General features: G+C 50.4%; 13 protein-coding genes and 1 riboswitch. Of the genes, 6 read left to right on the plus strand and 7 right to left on the minus strand.

Features of this window, described 5'->3' with window-relative positions:
• Positions 1-156: 156 nt before the first annotated feature.
• Positions 157-3009, minus strand: a complete 2853-nt coding sequence (locus AYI96_RS12725) for a prolyl oligopeptidase family serine peptidase (RefSeq protein ID WP_144361708.1) — start codon at positions 3007-3009, stop codon at positions 157-159.
• Positions 3010-3265: 256 nt separating this feature from the next.
• Between AYI96_RS12725 and AYI96_RS12730 the strand changes: the two genes are divergently transcribed.
• From AYI96_RS12730 to AYI96_RS12745, 4 genes are all read left to right on the plus strand, one after another.
• Positions 3266-4273, plus strand: a complete 1008-nt coding sequence (locus tag AYI96_RS12730; RefSeq protein ID WP_025011991.1) for an isocitrate dehydrogenase — start codon at positions 3266-3268, stop codon at positions 4271-4273.
• Between the two features lie 1319 nt (positions 4274-5592).
• The gene (locus AYI96_RS12735) at positions 5593-5886 is read left to right on the plus strand and encodes a hypothetical protein (RefSeq protein ID WP_144361709.1); all 294 of its coding nucleotides are present in this window, start codon (positions 5593-5595) and stop codon (positions 5884-5886) included.
• Positions 5870-6289 carry a hypothetical protein gene (locus tag AYI96_RS20330; protein ID WP_186300062.1) on the plus strand — a complete coding sequence of 140 codons (420 nt, stop codon included), beginning with the start codon at positions 5870-5872 and terminating at the stop codon, positions 6287-6289. Before AYI96_RS12735 ends, AYI96_RS20330 begins: the two co-directional genes overlap by 17 nt.
• 120 nt (positions 6290-6409) lie before the next feature.
• On the plus strand, positions 6410-6904 hold the full coding sequence (locus AYI96_RS12745; protein ID WP_144361710.1) for a hypothetical protein: 495 nt from the start codon (positions 6410-6412) through the stop codon (positions 6902-6904).
• A gap of 421 nt (positions 6905-7325) precedes the next feature.
• Here AYI96_RS12745 and AYI96_RS12755 read toward each other — a convergent pair whose 3' ends face one another.
• A complete protein-coding gene (locus AYI96_RS12755; protein ID WP_144361711.1) occupies positions 7326-8300 on the minus strand; it encodes a transposase in 975 nt (324 codons plus the stop codon).
• Positions 8301-8540: 240 nt separating this feature from the next.
• Here AYI96_RS12755 and AYI96_RS12760 point away from each other — a divergent pair, with 240 nt between their 5' ends.
• Positions 8541-9839 (plus strand): hypothetical protein, encoded by a 1299-nt coding sequence (locus tag AYI96_RS12760; RefSeq protein WP_222116209.1) that lies wholly within the window; start codon positions 8541-8543, stop codon positions 9837-9839.
• Positions 9840-10228: 389 nt separating this feature from the next.
• Here the strand turns inward: AYI96_RS12760 and AYI96_RS12765 are convergent, their stop codons facing one another.
• Entirely contained in the window at positions 10229-11482 is a 1254-nt protein-coding gene (locus tag AYI96_RS12765) for a valine--pyruvate transaminase (protein WP_144361712.1), read from the minus strand.
• A 266-nt stretch (positions 11483-11748) separates the two neighbouring features.
• Here AYI96_RS12765 and AYI96_RS12770 point away from each other — a divergent pair, with 266 nt between their 5' ends.
• Positions 11749-12057, plus strand: a complete 309-nt coding sequence (locus AYI96_RS12770; RefSeq protein ID WP_039034409.1) for a hypothetical protein — start codon at positions 11749-11751, stop codon at positions 12055-12057.
• Between the two features lie 107 nt (positions 12058-12164).
• Here AYI96_RS12770 and rlmM read toward each other — a convergent pair whose 3' ends face one another.
• The 4 genes from rlmM to AYI96_RS12790 form a co-directional block, all read right to left on the minus strand.
• Positions 12165-13247, minus strand: coding sequence for a 23S rRNA (cytidine(2498)-2'-O)-methyltransferase RlmM (gene rlmM, locus AYI96_RS12775; RefSeq protein ID WP_071477122.1), 1083 nt, complete (start codon positions 13245-13247; stop codon positions 12165-12167).
• Positions 13248-13532: 285 nt separating this feature from the next.
• Positions 13533-15104, minus strand: a complete 1572-nt coding sequence (locus AYI96_RS12780; protein WP_144361713.1) for a Na+/H+ antiporter NhaC family protein — start codon at positions 15102-15104, stop codon at positions 13533-13535.
• 81 nt (positions 15105-15185) lie between these two features.
• Positions 15186-15384, minus strand: a riboswitch (Lysine riboswitch).
• A gap of 90 nt (positions 15385-15474) precedes the next feature.
• A complete protein-coding gene (locus AYI96_RS12785) occupies positions 15475-16398 on the minus strand; it encodes an electron transfer flavoprotein subunit alpha/FixB family protein (protein ID WP_071477123.1) in 924 nt (307 codons plus the stop codon).
• Positions 16399-17148: an electron transfer flavoprotein subunit beta/FixA family protein gene (locus AYI96_RS12790; protein WP_039035927.1), complete on the minus strand. Its 750-nt coding sequence runs from the start codon at positions 17146-17148 to the stop codon at positions 16399-16401.
• Positions 17149-17189 lie beyond the last annotated feature (41 nt).

Below are 17189 nucleotides of genomic sequence, written 5' to 3' on the forward strand. Positions count from 1 at the left end.
ACACAGAATATTGAACACCCTCCTTCCCTCTCACGAAAAACAACACTTTACATCCAGAACCGACTGAAGAATCCCCTCCACATCGCCAGCCCCTACCCTATAAAAAAAGGCGACCAATTAGGCCGCCTCTGTGAGTTATTTTGCCAGCAAGAAAGTTCAGTCTTCCGCCTTGGGCTCGCGATAGGCTTCGCCCTTTTCAAGCCACTCGGGGGCCTTGGCACCCTTGAGGTAATGATCGAACCAGTCTTTCATCCGCACACTGTAATCCAGCTTGTTGGGATACTTCTTCAAATGGTGCGGCTCGTCCTGATACTGCAGCAAGACCACATCTTTTCCGGCGCGGCGCATTGCCAGGTACAGTTCAACCCCTTGCTCCCAAGGCACGGCATCGTCTTTGTCACCGAACATAATCATCATCGGCGTTTGAATGCGGTCGACATAAAACACAGGGGAGTTTTCTATGTATTTCTGCGGCGCGCGCATCAAACTTTCACCGATACGGCTCTGGCCGGTTTCATACTGGAACTGACGGGCAAGGCCGGTGCCGTGACGTATGCCGCTGTAGGCACTGGTCATATTGCTTACCGGGGCACCACTGACTGCGGCCTTGAAGATATTGGTCTGGGTCACGGCAAAGGCTGTCTGGTAACCGCCCCAGGAGTGGCCCTGAATACCCACTGCATCCGGATCGGCAATCCCCATGTCGATAAGCTTCTGCACTCCGGCGGTCAACGCCTTAACAGAACTGATACCGGGATAGCCGACTTCAAAGCGAATATCCGGCAGGAAGATGACGTAATCATCGGCGGCATACCAGGCAAAATTGGGCCTGTGATTGATTTTCATGTCCGGGAAGGCGTGCAGGCGATCGCTCATAAAGCGGTAGAAATACACCAACACAGGATAACGCTTGCCACTTTGATAGTTGGCAGGCTTGATTAGCACGCCGTCCATTTCACGGCCATCACCGTCACGCCAGTGCACCAGCTCTGACTTGCCCCAGGGCAATTTGCGGCGCTGGGCATCAAAGTCAGTTTGTTTGACCGCCTTGGCCGGTTCAAGCAAAGCCGAGCTGTAGAGATCCGGATAGCTGTCATAACGCTCCTGACTGAACAGCAAGGTATCACCCTTGTCGGCCCTGGCCAGCACAGACAGCTTGTTGTCGTTGGCAAGCAGCGGCGTCAGCTGAGCCCGGCCGATAACCGCACGGTAAAAACCGTCGGCCTTGGTCTTGTGGCTATAGCCCTGCAGCAACACAGCCTGGTTGCGCGCCACTGTGGCCGGATAAGCCTTGTCTGGCTGGGCCAGTGCTTCAATACGCAGACTTAACTGCTGCTTACGGCCCTCGCCGCTTGTCAGCATAAAGCCATCGTGGGAGCGGGTATCAAATTGCCAGATATCGTATTTGTCGTACACCAGCAGGCCTGAGTCATCCTCGAGCCAAGGGCCGAAGCCATAGCCGGGCGCCGCAGATGGATAATCATGATCTTCGTCGGCGAAGCTGACCTTGAGCTTGCTGCTGAGGTTATGTTTGCGACCGCTGGCCACATCATAGAGATAGATGCCGCCCTGCTGATAAAAGGCCAGGTATTTACCTGCCGGTGACAGGGTTGGCGCACTGTTGCTTGGCTGTTGGGTCAATACCCGGGTCTTGTGACCTGTATTGATATCCACCAGGAAAAAGTCCCGATAGAAACCGGCCCAGGTGATCATCTTGCGATAGGGAATATCCGAGCTCCCCAGCAGCACCCGCTTGTGTTCGCTCAACTCAATGTCCGGCACCTTGCGGTCGGCCAGTTGCACCAGGTTGCGCGAACCAAGATGCAGCACAGCCAGATAGGTGCGGCTCTGCTCTTTTTCATACTGTTTGACTTCGTTGGGCTTGATCAGCGGATCATCCCCATGCCAGAGGCGTAGATCCCGCTGGGCACTGACCAGCGCGGTGTCGTACAGGTCGCTGCTCTGCTCCACCTTGGGAATTTGCAGCTGCTTGCTTATCTCGGGCACCCGACCGAAGAACAGCCGCTCACCGTCGGCCGAAAAGCTCAGCTTGGCATGACGATTAATGAGCCAACCCTTGCTGTCGCCCTTACTCGGCAAAATCTGACTCAGTTTGCCCGACTCTCTGTCGTAGAGAGACAAGGCATAGGGGCGCTCATTCGCATCCAGCGCCGCATCACCTCGGGTATAGGCAAGATAGCGGCCATCACGGCTCAGTGCCAGGGCGCCAAACTGCTTGTCGGCTTGGCTGCTGACCGATTTGAGTTCAAAGCTGCGGGTATCGAGCACAGAGATGCTGTGGCTATTACTGGCACTGTCGTTTTGCGCCAGTGCCAGCACGCTGCCGTTATAAGCCAGTTGCCAGGCGGTCACATGCTCGAAACGCTGTGACTTACCGCTTGCCAGCGACAACAGCTCGAAACTGCTACCGGCATCCAGTTTCGGCGTTTTGGCTACTGGAGCCTCAGAGGCGGATGCTTGAGTGGCGGCTTGGGCTGAGGCCTCTTTGGCATCAATGCCGTTTGCCTCTGCGCTCTCTTTGCTTTCTTCATCGGCTTCATACCAGATAGCCAGCAAAGTGCCGTCTTCGCTGAAGGCATAAGACTTGACCCGCTCAAAGCGGCGCTGCTCACCTGTGGTGTTATCCTGCAGCAACAAACCATTTTTCAGCTTCTTGCGCGCCTTGGGGGCAAGCTTTTCCGATTCGAGCAGCGAAGGCGCCAGAGTAAAGGCAGTGTAACGGCCATCGGCTGACAACTGCGGCTTGGAGCCACCGGCGACATCATAAACCTTGGTATTGGCCAGTGACTTGACCACACCACGGCTGTCGCCGCGATCCGGCGCGACACTGTAGGCCAGCACCTTGCCTTGTGGGTCTAGAACCTGATCGGTAATCGACTCAAACTGCATTATATCCTTGAGGGTCAGTGAGGGGCTGCTCTGGGCACTGACAGCGGTCGCGAAACCGGCTGACAGCAACAGCAGCGAGGCTAAGGGCGTTAACTTCAAGATCGTCCTCTTCTTCATTGTTGTTAGACTAAAGTAGACTTTATTATTTTATTGGCGTTCCATCATGGTCAGGCACCTGCTCTTTAGCAAGCTAACCCACACAAAAAAGCGTGATATTGCTCACTATTCCCTGTGAAAACGCGTTGAAAGTGTATAGAATAGCGGCGTTCTAAAGTACAAGATCCTCAGTCGAAAACCGTGTCGATGACATGGTCTGATAAATAGCAGTAACGACCAACCGTGGAAGGACCTCTCCATGTCAAAAAGAACTATTACCGTGATCCCTGGTGATGGGATCGGCCCCAGCATTATCGACTCAGCCCTTAAAATTCTCGATAAGGCGGGGTGCGACTTTGAATATGAATTTGCCGATGCCGGTCTGACTGCTCTGGAAAAACACGGTGAGCTCCTGCCTCAGCGCACGCTGGATCTCATCGAGAAGAACCGTATCACTCTCAAAGGCCCACTGACAACCCCTGTTGGCGAAGGCTTCACCTCTATCAACGTAACCCTGCGTAAGAAGTTCAGCCTGTACGCCAACGTGCGGCCTGTGCTTTCCTTCAAGGGCACCCAAGCCAGATATGAGAACATAGACATCATTACAGTGCGTGAAAACACTGAAGGTATGTACTCAGGCCTGGGACAAAAGCTGTCTGAAGACGGTGCCATTGCCGAAGCCACCAGTATCATTACCCGTCAGGGTGCCGAGCAGATTGCTACCTTCGCCTATGAACTGGCTCGCAAGGAAGGTCGCAAGAAGGTGACCATAGTCCACAAGGCCAACATCATGAAGTCAACTTCAGGCCTGTTCCTGAAAGTGGCCCGTGAAGTCAGCCAGCGTTATCCGGACATTACTACCGAAGAGATGATTGTTGACGCCACTTGTATGAAGCTGGTGATGAACCCGGAAAACTTCGACGTGATAGTCACCACCAACCTATTCGGTGACATTCTGTCTGATCTCTGTGCCGGTCTGGTGGGTGGTCTGGGTATGGCCCCGGGCGCCAATATCGGCAGCAACGCCGCTATCTTTGAAGCGGTTCACGGCAGTGCCCCGGATATTGCCGGCAAAAACCTGGCGAACCCAACTTCAGTGATCCTGGCATCTATCCAGATGCTGGAATACTTGGGTATGTCAGATAAAGCCGCCGCCATTCGCGCCGCCGTTTCTGCGGTTATCGAAGAAGGCGACCGCACTACCCGCGATCTCGGTGGTACCCATGGCACCACAGACTTCACCCAAGCGGTACTGGATAGACTCTGATCTAATATCAACTCAGTAAGTTGCTAAAAAGGATGACCCAAGGTCATCCTTTTTTATACCTGTGTTGGCAGGCAATGGGAAACATCCGTCGCCGGAGGCCCAATTAGCGACTTTTAGCTGGAAGCTATGATAGCCGCTGTGCCAGCGGCCTAAAGTCGTGGAGCTTCACCCCACACCCGACCAAGAGGGGATCAACAGCAACCCCCTCTTGGATCTCCCTTGCCGCCCCACACGGTGTCGAAAGCCCCTCGGCCTAATGGCGCAAATAACTACCGCTTCAGACGCTCAGAGTCACATTCATGTGACTCTTATCCAGCTCAACATCCTGTTTCGCGCTCGTGAGCTCGTCGCTAAGCGACACTCGCCCCTGATTCGACTGTCGCTGCTTCGGCATCCATGCCTCGCTACGCGATTGTCATCAACGCCCTGCGGCCGCTTCGAGCGGGAATCGGTGCAATTCTGCAATCATAGCGTTACTTGAAATTGCTTATATGCCCACAGAAATACGCCCATATTCCAGGCACAGGCGGAACTGTGACCTTCCGAGCCAGGGATGGCGAGGCAGAGCTTACAGGGATGTACTCGCAGCGTGTCACAGGATCGCCTGTGCGAAAGGCGCACCGCAGGTGATTGGCTACACCGTGGCCCGAAGCTCGGCCAGTACTAATTTAGGAACTTTTAGCTGGAAGCTATGATAGCCGCTGTGCCAGCGGCTTAAAGTCGTGTCGCTTTGGGTTTCAAACCCAGTCAATTCTGTTGTAAAAACAACCCAAATCAGGGTTTTGTTGCCTTTGTCAAAACTTGACCTTTGGCTAATTGTTTTCAAATTCAGTACTGGGTATTGTATAACTAATTCAAACGCTTAGCTTTAGCACTTTCTTAAGCTTAAGGCCAGAAGCAGCAACACTCTTCCGATTTCAGCGGAATACAGGGACGAACAAAGTTTGGACCCGTGCGGTAGCCATGGCTTTACTCGGCTTTTATAGGACCTGGAGCGTTCATGACAAGCGCCTCAGAACTGAATTTTTATACAGTATTATTGACGTTCCGGGCAAAATGCCGGGAATTTGCAGCTAAGCTTGCGCGTTATTTCCATAACATTGCAGGAAATACTATTAAATTCATAACGTTAAAAAATACAGCTGGTAGATAATAGGTTTAGAAACCGCGCATGCGCGTTTAGCTGCAAGGGATATTAGGGCTAAACTCTATTATATCCAGCTAATACAAACAGATAGCGATGCGCGTTTACACTCCTCCGAGGACTAAAACGCGCATGCGTACTATACAGCTGTTAAAACTCAAAGGTAATATCGAGCATGAAAACACTAGCGGAGTTGTCGTTCGAATATATGTGGCTTCTCATGTTCGAGAGCGAGGAAATAATTGATCTAGATTACTCAGTAAAAATTCAAGAGAGTCTCCCGGATTATTTCGCAGCAATGACAGATGAAGAAAAACGAGCTTTGTCCGAAGTTGCAAAAGAAGCTCAATCAAGGCTGCTGGCTGAGCCTGATGAACATGGGTACGCGCCTCGTGCGCTAATTACTGATGAGCAAAAGGCGTTTATGGAGGCATTGTCATCCGGGGAGCTTTTTGAGCAATGGGCGTGAAAGTTTTAACAAGGCCAAGCAGCATCGCCCCTTCGGGGCTGGACCTCGCTACGCTCGGCCGCTGTTGGCGGCGTTATATGCCATGAGTATGACTTCGATTAAAGTGATGACCGATTACCATTGTTTTCCTTTGTGGCACTATGGAGCTGATGAAGTAGGTGAGATTGATCCAACATCATTGCCAATTTCAAAAGAGCTATCTTCGTCGCTGATGGAGTGGGCGGCAGAATATGATGCAACTTTAAATGAAGATGATCCCGCTAGCTCAGGTTTCTTGTCATCTTTGGCAGAAGCCGATTTTATTGAGAAAGGCTTCAAGTTGGCTCAAGAACTCAAATCTGTGCTTGTAAACGTTGAGGTTTATTATTATCACGAAGGAATGGGGCGAGATGTTCGCATATAACAATTTGCCTAAGTTCGCCGCAAAAGGCGCTGCTGGGACAAATACTCACTGGGCTTTGCCCAACAACGTTCGCATTTGCCCCTTGGCAAAGCGTTACATGCCTAAGAAATCGAGTTCAGAATGGAAATTGAAGAGTATCTAGAAAACAAAAGAATGGGATACGAAAACCTATCGGATGGCGAAAGAAAGGCTATATCAAATTTCGCTCTTATTTGGTCTCTTTTCGAAGCTCAACTACTGGACGAAAGTGCATCTGCAAGAAAAATTATACAGCGAACCCAAGAATGGGTTAACGGGCGAGGTATAGATGAGGCCTTGATAGATGGCCACCTTGACTACTTTAAGGATCGCTATGTAGAAGATGATGGCTTCGGTTATAGGTTTAATCACTTGCATCTAAGAGCGAACGATAATGAGCAATTGGTACGCGATGTCCTCCTGGGTAACGAAGACGCTTTGGAAAACAAACTAGCGTGCTGTCTAATTATCATCCTCCGGTTCCGTAATAATTACTTTCATGGAATTAAATGGGCGTATCAATTTAAAGAACAGCAAGAGAACTTCGAAAGATCTTGCTGTCTACTTACGTGGTGTCTAGATCAATATGCGTATTAGCCAGCATGTAACAAGTCAATCAACTTCGCGCCTTCGGCGCCGGACGCAGCAAAGCTGCGCCGGTTATTGAGGCGTTATAGGGACAGAAAATGAAAGTCAGCAATCCATTAACTATTATCGCAATATTTTCAGGGTTGGCTGAAGCTCTCGCGACGGTAGCGCTATTGGGCTTGCCTCAGGAACTACAGGAAATATTTCTCTTCTTCGTAATCAGGGAATAACAAAGACACCCATTATTTGCTGAGTGAAGGCTCTAGTTGCCTGGATTACAGAAACACTGATGTTTTCACTGGCAGAAAATCATCTTTCAAACCTTTTGAGGGCCATTCAATTATTGAAATGAGCGAAAAAGTCGAATTTCAGACACGATGGAGGTCGAACAAAGTTCGATTGGAGATAAATATCTTGGAGCCTCGGGGATTCAGCTAAACAGCTTCTGACAATTAGCGGCTCCTTGCCTTCGTCGTCGTTGCAGGTGAGTACAGTAGTCGGTAAGTGACTCCAGTGTACCAACCGGCCCTTTGAATAGACGGCTAAAATCAGTCGTCAACTTGAGCCAGTTGTCGATGGGGATGTTTAAACGATTCAAAATGGTTGTTGTGCCGGCAGTAATCTGGCCGCGCTTGTCGTGGCGGATAATGCGTCCGGTATCATCGACCAGTTGCAGATAATCTTTGGCTTCAAAGTGCAATCCTTGTGGCATGTTCAGCCGTTCATTGCCGACAAAGGGTAACAGCTCAGGTGTGTTTTCGCCCTCCATCGCGGCCCGTATCCGCCGTTGAATACTGGTATAGTCTGAGTTCTCCGGGGTTTTGGCTATTCCCGCGCGGATAGGGTTCAGGTCCACATAAGCCATGCAGGCCAATACGGCTGCATCATCCAATAGCGCCTGGGATTTGAAGCGGCCTTCCCAAAAGCGACCGCTGCATCCGTCTTCCCGATTGGCCTGTCTGGCAATAGGTTCATTGAGCGCCCGCATGAACCAACTGATATCCATCAAACGTTGGCGATAGACTTCAGTGGTTTGTTGCAGAGTGAGATATTCAATATCAGAAAGTGTTTCACCACGGAGAAAACGCTGAGATAACAGGGTTCCACTGTAAAGCAGGTGCCAACGCTGTAAAACCTGCTCTAATGTCCATTCTGTGGCGGTTTTCAAGTCAACTCTGAGCACCAAATGCAGATGATTGGACATGACTGCATAGGCACACAAGTCAATGGCGAACACTGCCGCCAGTTCCAATAGACGGGATTCAACCCAATCACGGCGATGTTCATAGCTCTTGCCGGAGTAATCATCAACGCCGCATAGAAAGGCGCGGCGTACACAGCGGGAGATGCAGTGATAGAAGGGGGTGTCCTCAAGACTAACTTGAGCATATCTTGGCCTCGGCATGGCATCCTTTCCTTTTCAAAGGCTCCATTCAAGCCTAGACAAGGAGCCAACAATCTGCCAAAAATTATGGGTGTCTCCATTTTGCACCATTTTGCATCCTTCATATCTGCCACCCATTTGCGAGAAGTGAGTCTATCACTTCGTCTATTTAGATGGCCAAATTCACTATGCCACTACAGAGGCCGACACCTGCACAGGGAATCATTATGTCTATACAGCACGGATAGTTATGGAGGAAGTATGACAGAATCTGAATTTAGAGAGTCTATAAAAGATAAAGACCTAATAGGAATAGACTCTGAATTTACATATTCAACTCGAAAGTTAGTTCGTGATTTTAATGCTGACGGAGCGCATTTAAATAAATGGTGGGTAATGACGCCTGTAGGTTGGCAATGTCCTTGCTGTAAACGTAGTAAGGGTGAAATTGTTCGACTTAATAAAAATAACTATTTAACTTGTCAGCTTCATGAACATCATGATCATATGAAAGATGTAGTGAAAGAGCTCTTCGAGAGCTTTTCAATCAAGCAAAACATCATCGTTGCAGATGAGCTATCAGAAAAATTTGCCGTTAAAACAGCGTTTTCACTTTCGGCCTATGACAACACAGTTGTGTGCTTTGATTGCAATAAAGCTGACGCCGACGCAAAGACAATTGTAAATGCCCATAAGAGTTTTTCTTTCTCTCCAAAACAGATCAGTGAATTTTTAATAGTTACTTCGAACAAAGAGCACCAGATTGACGTACTTAAAGCACAGTGTACGTGGCAGAAGGCCAAGCCCATCTTTGAGCTACGTATGCAAATGGCTGAAAATTTTGCTCGGATTGCGGCCGAAAAAAAAGATTGGTATCAGCCATCTGACAATACTGCGAGAAATATAGAAAGAAAGGCGCGGTGGCAGTTTGGAGTGAACGGAGTTACAGAAATTAATAAATATGACCCAGAAAGAGTGCTATATACTCCAGAACCTTTCAAAGGAAAGAACTCTTCTTGGCGTGAAAAAGTTAATCCACATACTCGTTCAAGGCCGTCGAACAAACAATTAGAGCATCTTGCTTCGACTAGAGGTAAATATTGGAACAGTTATGATGAAAATTGGCATTGTCCTTGCTGTTCAAGAGATAAATTAGCTTGTGTCCGTCCTTCTAAAAAGAACCCGTGGGTTCTCGAAGTAAAATCGGGCTCTATGTTTCAAGAAGCTACTTTTGAAGTAAATCATCAGGCTGAACCTATGTGTGCAGATTGTCTTGATACAGCGCTAAACTGGGGTAGAGAGATCATAAAAGAGACTGGAATCGAAATATCTTTCCCAAGTTCAGTTATTAGTCTCGAAGAGCTAAAGGGTATAATTATCACACGTCCACACTCAAAGCATAATCATCTCAACGATAAAATTAATGCGATGATGCCTTACCTTATGGAGCGAGCGAAAAAAATAGCATCTTTGGAAAAAGCTAAACATGAAGCAATGATGGAAGAAGCTCGTAAACAATATGAAGAGTTCCAACGTTTGCGCAGTAAAAATGCTGTATAACAAACAACTATGGCGTCAATAGCTAGTTTTTGGCTATATTTTCATCCCAGATGACACAACAAAGGCACTCATTATTAGCTGAGTGAAGGCTCTAGTTGCCTAGATTACAAAAACACTGATACTTCCACTGGGAAAATAATCTTTCAACCCCTTTGAGGGCCGTTCAGCTGTTGAAGTGAGTGCGAAAGTCAAACTTCAGGCACGATGGAGGTCGAACAAAGTTCGATTGCAGAGATACCTGAAAGCCTCTGGGATTCAGCTAAACAATTTCTGACAATTAGCGAGTTTATCTAACTAAAAGGTGTCTAGGAAATCAGTGGCAATTCACAATGCTACAGCAGAGTTGCTTAAAACTCACAGCAAGCAACTCTGCGATAGTAGCCTTGGTTTTAACCAAGCTGTGCCCAAGCCTTATTGACTTCTTCGGCGATGATTTCAATGCCGCGGCGCATCAATTCAGGTTGTTGCACATAGTTCATCCGAATACACTCACCGGCGTGTGGCCACTCTTCGGCCAGTCCGAAGAAGAAGTACTCTCCGGGCACCACCAACACGCCCCTGGCTTTCAGGCGTCGATAGAGTTCCATGGCACTGATGGGCAGGCCTTCAAACCAGAGCCAAAGGAAAATCGCCCCCTCGGGTTTATGAATTCTGAACCTGGGGTCCGGCAGAGCCTGTTGCAGCATGGCCACGGTTTGCCGCGCCCGCTGCAGATAGAAAGGCCGCACCACTTCATTACCGAGCCGCAGCATATCACCACGGGCTATCATCTCTGTCGCCATCGCCGGGCCCATGCTGCCCGGTGCCAGTGAGATAATACCGTTGATATTGGTCAGCGCCTGGGTGATGGCTTGGTTGGCTATCACTATGCCGCAGCGCAGTCCAGGCAGCCCCAGCTTGGAGAGACTCATGCACAACACAGTGTTGTCATTCCAGAAAGGAGTCACATCCTCAAACAGAATATTGGGGAAAGGTGAGCCGTAGGCGCAGTCGAGGATCAGCGGGATCCCGTGCGCTCTTGCCAGCTTATCCAGCTTATCCACCTCTTCATCGGTCAGCACATTGCCTGTGGGATTGGTCGGTCGTGAAACACAAATAGCGCCGATATCGGCATCGACTTTAAGCCTTTCAAAGTCGATGTGGTACTTGAACAAACCGCCATCCAGCTTGGTAATTTCCGGCTTGAAGGTACGAAACAGTTCATCTTCCAGACCGGCATCACTGTAGCCGATATACTCAGGGGCCAGCGGCAGTAAGATCTTGCGTTTTTGCCCCTCGGCAGTGGTACCGGCAAACAGGTTGAACAGCGCGAAAAACGAGCTCTGGCTGCCGTTGGTGAGACTGATATTGTTTTTGGTCAGCGACCAACCGTAGGTATCGTTAAGCAGCTTGGCCAAAGCGCTGAGAAAGGCATCTTTTCCCTGCGGGCCATCATAGTTGGTCATGGCCGCGAGCAACTCGCCCTTGGCCAACATATCGGCACTAAGCTCGGTAAAATAGTCCAGCATGGAGGGAATGGCCGCCGGGTTACCGCCCCCCAGCATAATCGCCCCCGGAGTGCGTAGCCCTTCGTTGAGATCATCCATCAACTGGGTGATACCTGTATAACGGTTAAACTTGTCGCCAAACTTGGAAAACTGCATTACTTCTATCCGCAGACTCATATCAAGAAACAGAACTTATTTAGTAACAGGAACCGCGGCAGATTACACCTTAAAAGTTTTTTAGTTGCGTGATACAACTCAATATTTGCCAAGCTTAAATGACTACAAACGCCCCGAGTAAGAGTTACATGGTCATTTGAGAGTAGATTTTTGTGCGCCAGCGAACATTTCGCCGACACCGACTTGTTGATCCATTATCTGGGGCACACACTTAAAAACAGGAGAAGCAGTCAGAGGAGCAGCGGGTGTCAGCCTCAAAACTGAGTGAACTAAAGCAACAACAGCAGAGTCTGTTAGAGCAGGAGTTGATGCGGGAGCAAGCCGGTTCCCTGGGCGTTGCCGGCAAGAAGCTGGAACAGGCATTGCAGGATTACCGGCGCCACCATCACCTGTCACCGAGAAAGAAAGCCGAATACATCAGTGTGGTGGCCGATGCCGTCTATAACCTGATGTTGACCCGGGAGCTACTCGGCTTTATCGATAGCAATCTTGAGTGGGTTTGCGGCCAATATGACATTCCGGATGCCGTGCTGCAGCATATGGCCTTGAGCTGAAAAGCATCAAGGCCAGCTTGAGGCAAGGAAGGTGCGAACCACGCCTTGCATCCAGGCCCACAAGCCGACGCAGAGCACACATGGGACTTGTTCGCCCCCTCCCCAACTCACCAAGGCGAGTTGGGTCGCAGCCACAGGTGCACTGTCACTTCATCCCTGTCGTGGTAGAGGTGTTTACAAGCCAGCTTAAACTCTGTGATGCCGTTTTCTTTGAGAATGGCCTGCATATTTTCCAATATGGTGCTCACCTCTTTGTAACGGCTCTTCATCGGCAGTTTCAGGTTAAAGATAGCCTCTTTGAACCAGCCATTGATGGCCCAGGCTTCCATCAGCTCGGCCACCCTGGCCGGCTTTTCCACCATGTCACACACCAGCCAATAGATGTTCTTGCGCTTGGGCTCAAAACGGAAACCATCGGCCTGGAAGTGAGTCACCTGGCCGGTTTCCATCAAACCTGCATCCATGGGGCCGTTGTCGACGGCCGATACAAACATGCCGCGGCGCACCAACTGATAGGTCCAGCCGCCGGGACAGGCGCCGAGATCCACGGCGTTGAGACCGCTGCGTAAACGTTCCTCCCGCTGCGGCTCGGGAATAAAGTGATTAAAGGCCTCATCCAGTTTCAAAGTCGAGCGGCTGGGCGCATCGGCGGGAAACTTGAGCCTGGGGATCCCCATAAAAAACGGTGACGAGTTATGGCTGTAGGAATAACCGGCAAACGCCTTGCCCGGTGCCACAAAGCACACATGGATTATCGGCCGCTTGGGATTTTCCTTGGTCAGCAGAGTACCACTCTGTTTCAGCGACTGACGCAGCGGCACGGTAAACTTGCGGCAGAAGGTCAGCAGCTCTTTGGCTTCGTTGGTATCCGGAGTTTCGACCCTGAGCTCACCGCCCTTGCTAACATCTTCAAGCGCGGCGGTAATTGGCCCTACCCTGTCTTCCGGAGGCAGGTCGCTGAGCAGATCGCCGCAGACAAACATCTGCCGGGCAAAGATCAATGAGTCCAGCGCCAGTTCCTGTGCCAGGGTGTCGGCTTCCCCTTCGGCAAAACATTGAAAGATCACATAGGCATCGTTGTTGTTGGCCTTGACGAAACCACCGACATTGAGCAGTGCCGCCCGATTTTGGATCTCGGCCGCGCACTCTTTTTCATAGCCGGCACGACAAAACAGAAACAGGTTGTTCATTGGTATTTCCAAACAGTGAATCTTACCGGAAAGCCTCCGGCAACTGGCGAAGGCGGCAAGTATATCAGAAGCCTTTTCCCATCGCAGGTTAGTTATTCCATTCCTTGTTGGACTTTAAACCAGCATTAATCTTGATCAGGTATTCAAATACGGCCGAACTTGATGCCGGCACACGACTCTTTACCAAAGCCAACTCCCAAGCTGAATCAAGTAAACGAAATGGCATTACAACAAAACACCCGCCATCAGGGCGGGTGCTGTTAACGCAAGCTATTGGGTGGCAGCTCAGACATTAGTATTCTTGGGTTGTTGCCATTTGAGCCACACCAATCCCAGCAGGAACAATACACAGCTACAGGCAAGCCCCAACCATACCGACTCGGTAAAACCGAGCACTATATAACCACCGAGGGAAATAAGCGCCACCAAGACCGCATAAGGCAGCTGAGTCAACACGTGATCGATATGATGACAGCCGGCACCTGTAGATGACAGAATCGTGGTGTCCGATATCGGCGAGCAGTGGTCGCCAAATACAGCACCAGCCAACACGGCCGCCAACATAGGCAACATCATACTGCTGTGGCTGCCCATAGCCATATCGGCAGCAATCGGCAACATGATCCCGAAAGTGCCCCAGCTGGTGCCGGTAGAAAAGGCGGTAAGCCCAGCCAAAATAAATAACACGGCCGGCAGCAAGGCAAAGGGAATATTGCCACTGGCGAGACTGGCCATAAACTTGCCGGTTTCCAATGAACCTATGATCCCGGCTATGGTCCAGGCAAACATCAGAATATAGATGGCCGGCAACATAGAACGGGCACCCGAGGTGAGCGCCTTGAGGATCATCTTGACTTCAATCTTCTGGATAAAGGCCAGCAGCAGCGTTACCACCAGTCCGATGGAAGCGCCAAAAAACAGTGACGAGCCCACATCGGTTTTCTCAAAGGCACCTATGATGCTGAAAGGCAGGCTTTCTGCCGCCAGGGCATCGGCGCCGCTGGAAACCATAAAGTAGAAAGTCGCTACCACCAAGACACCTATGGGCAGGAACAGGCCGTGCACCTGACCGGTTTCCGCCTCGGGCAGATCGGCATTGGCACCGGGAGGCAGTCCCTTGGACTCATCATAGAGATTGCCTTTGCGAGCATTAAGCTCGTGTTTGCGCATGGCGCCGATATCCAGCTCCATATAGGCCACGCATAGCAAGAGCGCCAGGGCAAACAGGGCATAGAAGTTCATCGGGATCATCTGCACGAAAGCGCTCAGATGTCCGGTCTCGGTAAAACCATGAGCCGTGAGAATACCGCCGATAAGGGCAATAATATAGGCACCCCAACTGGAAACCGGCGAGATAACGCACACAGGCGCTGCGGTTGAATCCAAAAGATACGCCAGTTTGGAGCGGGAGATATAATATCTGTCGGTCAGCGGTCTAGCGATACTGCCCACCACCAGGCTGTTGAAGTAGTCATCGATAAACACCACACAACCGAGAAACATGGTTAGCAGCTTAGCATCACGACGATTGCGGATATGCTGTCTGGCCCAGTTGGCAAAGGCTCTGGCAGAGCCACTAACAGTAATCAGTGCAGTGATCATTCCCAGCAGCACCAGGAAACCCAGAATATACAGGTTCCAGGCATTAAAAGCGCCATCGTCCCAAACCAGGGAAAGCACCCTTTGCCCCAGATAAACCCCGGTATCCAACACCGACCATTGATTGAGCAACAAGGCTCCGATCAGTATTCCCAGCCCTAGAGATAACAACACCCGCCGGGTGAAGATCGCCAATAAAATTGCCACAACCGGCGGCAACAAAGAGAGTGCCGAGTCGGCATAACTTAGTACTGTCATTGAGTCTTGTTCTTCGTTAAATACGAATGGAGGGCAACTGAACTGGTGGGAAAAGGCAAAAACATACCGAGTAGCACCTGTCCTTTCAGTAGCGCTCCATAGTAACGTCAATCTGTCATCCCGACAGAATATACTATGGCAGTGCTGCCCCTATTTGGTAACAGCCCCAGCGGTGGACTTTGATGAGTCGCAACCCCTTCGGCACCAAATCCTTTCGCGATACATAAACGGAATCACCCTGCTTACCGCTACTGATATTTAGTGCGCCTCTACTTCTCAGGACGCCTGATTTCAGGCGTGAGGCACATAAAAACATAGGCGGCTTTGAGGATGCTACCCCAAAGCCGCCTATCGTGACCTAGATCACAGATTAAATCAACTCGTTCAACTTGGGCACCACATCAAACAGATCAGCTTCCAGACCATAATCGGCAACCTGGAAAATAGGCGCTTCAGGATCTTTGTTGATAGCCACTATGACTTTTGAATCCTTCATCCCGGCCAGATGCTGAATCGCTCCGGAGATACCCACAGCAATATACAGCTCTGGCGCCACAATTTTACCTGTCTGACCGACCTGCAAATCATTGGGAACAAATCCGGCATCTACGGCGGCCCGTGATGCACCTACGGCGGCGCCAAGCTTATCGGCCAAGGTTTCCAGCATGGCAAAGTTTTCGCCACTGCCCATACCGCGACCACCGGAAACAATCACTCTGGCACTGCCAAGCTCCGGACGAGCCGACTCGGTCAAACTCTGAGAGACAAAGCTGCTCTTGGCGTCAAAGACGCTGTCGAGCTGATTGATTTCAGCTGAACCTGTCTCGGCAACGGCGTCGAAGGCGCTGGCGCGCACTGTGGCCACTTTCTTGTTATCCAGACTCTTAACGGTCGCCATGGCGTTACCGGCATAGACGGGACGGACAAAAGTATCGGCATCGATCACCTTGGTGATCTCAGAAAGTTGAGCCACATCCAGCAAAGCCGCCACTCTTGGCAGTATATCCTTACCCTGGCTTGAGGCTGCAGCCAGAATATGGCTGTAGTCGCCACTCAAAGACAAGATGAGCTCACCAATATTGTCGGCAAGATGAGCACCATAGGCAGGATTATCGGCCAACAGTACTTTACTGACACCTTCAAGCTTGGCGGCGGCATCGGCTGCGGCCTTGCAATCCTGACCGGCAACCAAGAGGTGAATATCTCCACCTATGGCTTTGGCCGCGGCGACGACTTTGGCTGTGTCCTGTTTCAGGCTGGCATTATCGTGTTCTGCTATTACTAATACGGCCATTTAGATCACCTTCGCTTCGTTTTTCAACTTGTCCACCAGCTCCTCAACGGAAGCCACCATCACACCCGCCTGACGGCTGGCCGGCGTTGCTACCTCCAACACCTGTACGTGCTGCTTGAGAGTCACTTCCAGATCCTCAATGCTCATGGTTTCCAGCGGCTTGCGCTTGGCCTTCATGATATTGGGCAAAGAAGCATAGCGAGGCTCGTTTAGACGCAGATCCGCTGTAACTACAGCCGGTAGAGGCATGGACAGAGTCTGTAAACCACCATCCACTTCACGGGTAACCAGCAAAGTTTCACCTTCCAGCTTCACTTCAGATGCAAAGGTTGCCTGAGGCATACCGGCGAGCGCCGCCAGCATCTGTCCGGTCTGATTGTTATCACCATCGATGGACTGCTTGCCGAGCAGAATTAGCTGCGCCTGCTCTTTGTCCTGCACTGCCTTGAGTAACTTGGCAATAGAAAGGGGCACCAGCTCTTCATCGGTTTCAATGTGAATGGCACGGTCGGCGCCCAGAGCCAATGCGGTACGCAGTTGCTCCTGTGCCGCCTTGGGACCTATGCTGACAACAACGACCTCAGAAGCACTGCCGGCTTCTTTTAGACGTACGGCTTCTTCTACCGCAATTTCACAAAATGGATTCAACGCCATTTTCAGGTTGGCTGTTTCAACGCCTGTATTGTCAGCCTTGACCCTGACCTTAACATTGGCATCGACCACACGTTTTACTGGCACCAATACTTTCATAGGGTTTCCTTCCTACACCTTGTATCTTATGTGGATTACGT

This window comes from Shewanella sp. MSW, assembly GCF_007636515.1.
Taxonomy (GTDB): domain Bacteria; phylum Pseudomonadota; class Gammaproteobacteria; order Enterobacterales; family Shewanellaceae; genus Shewanella; species Shewanella indica.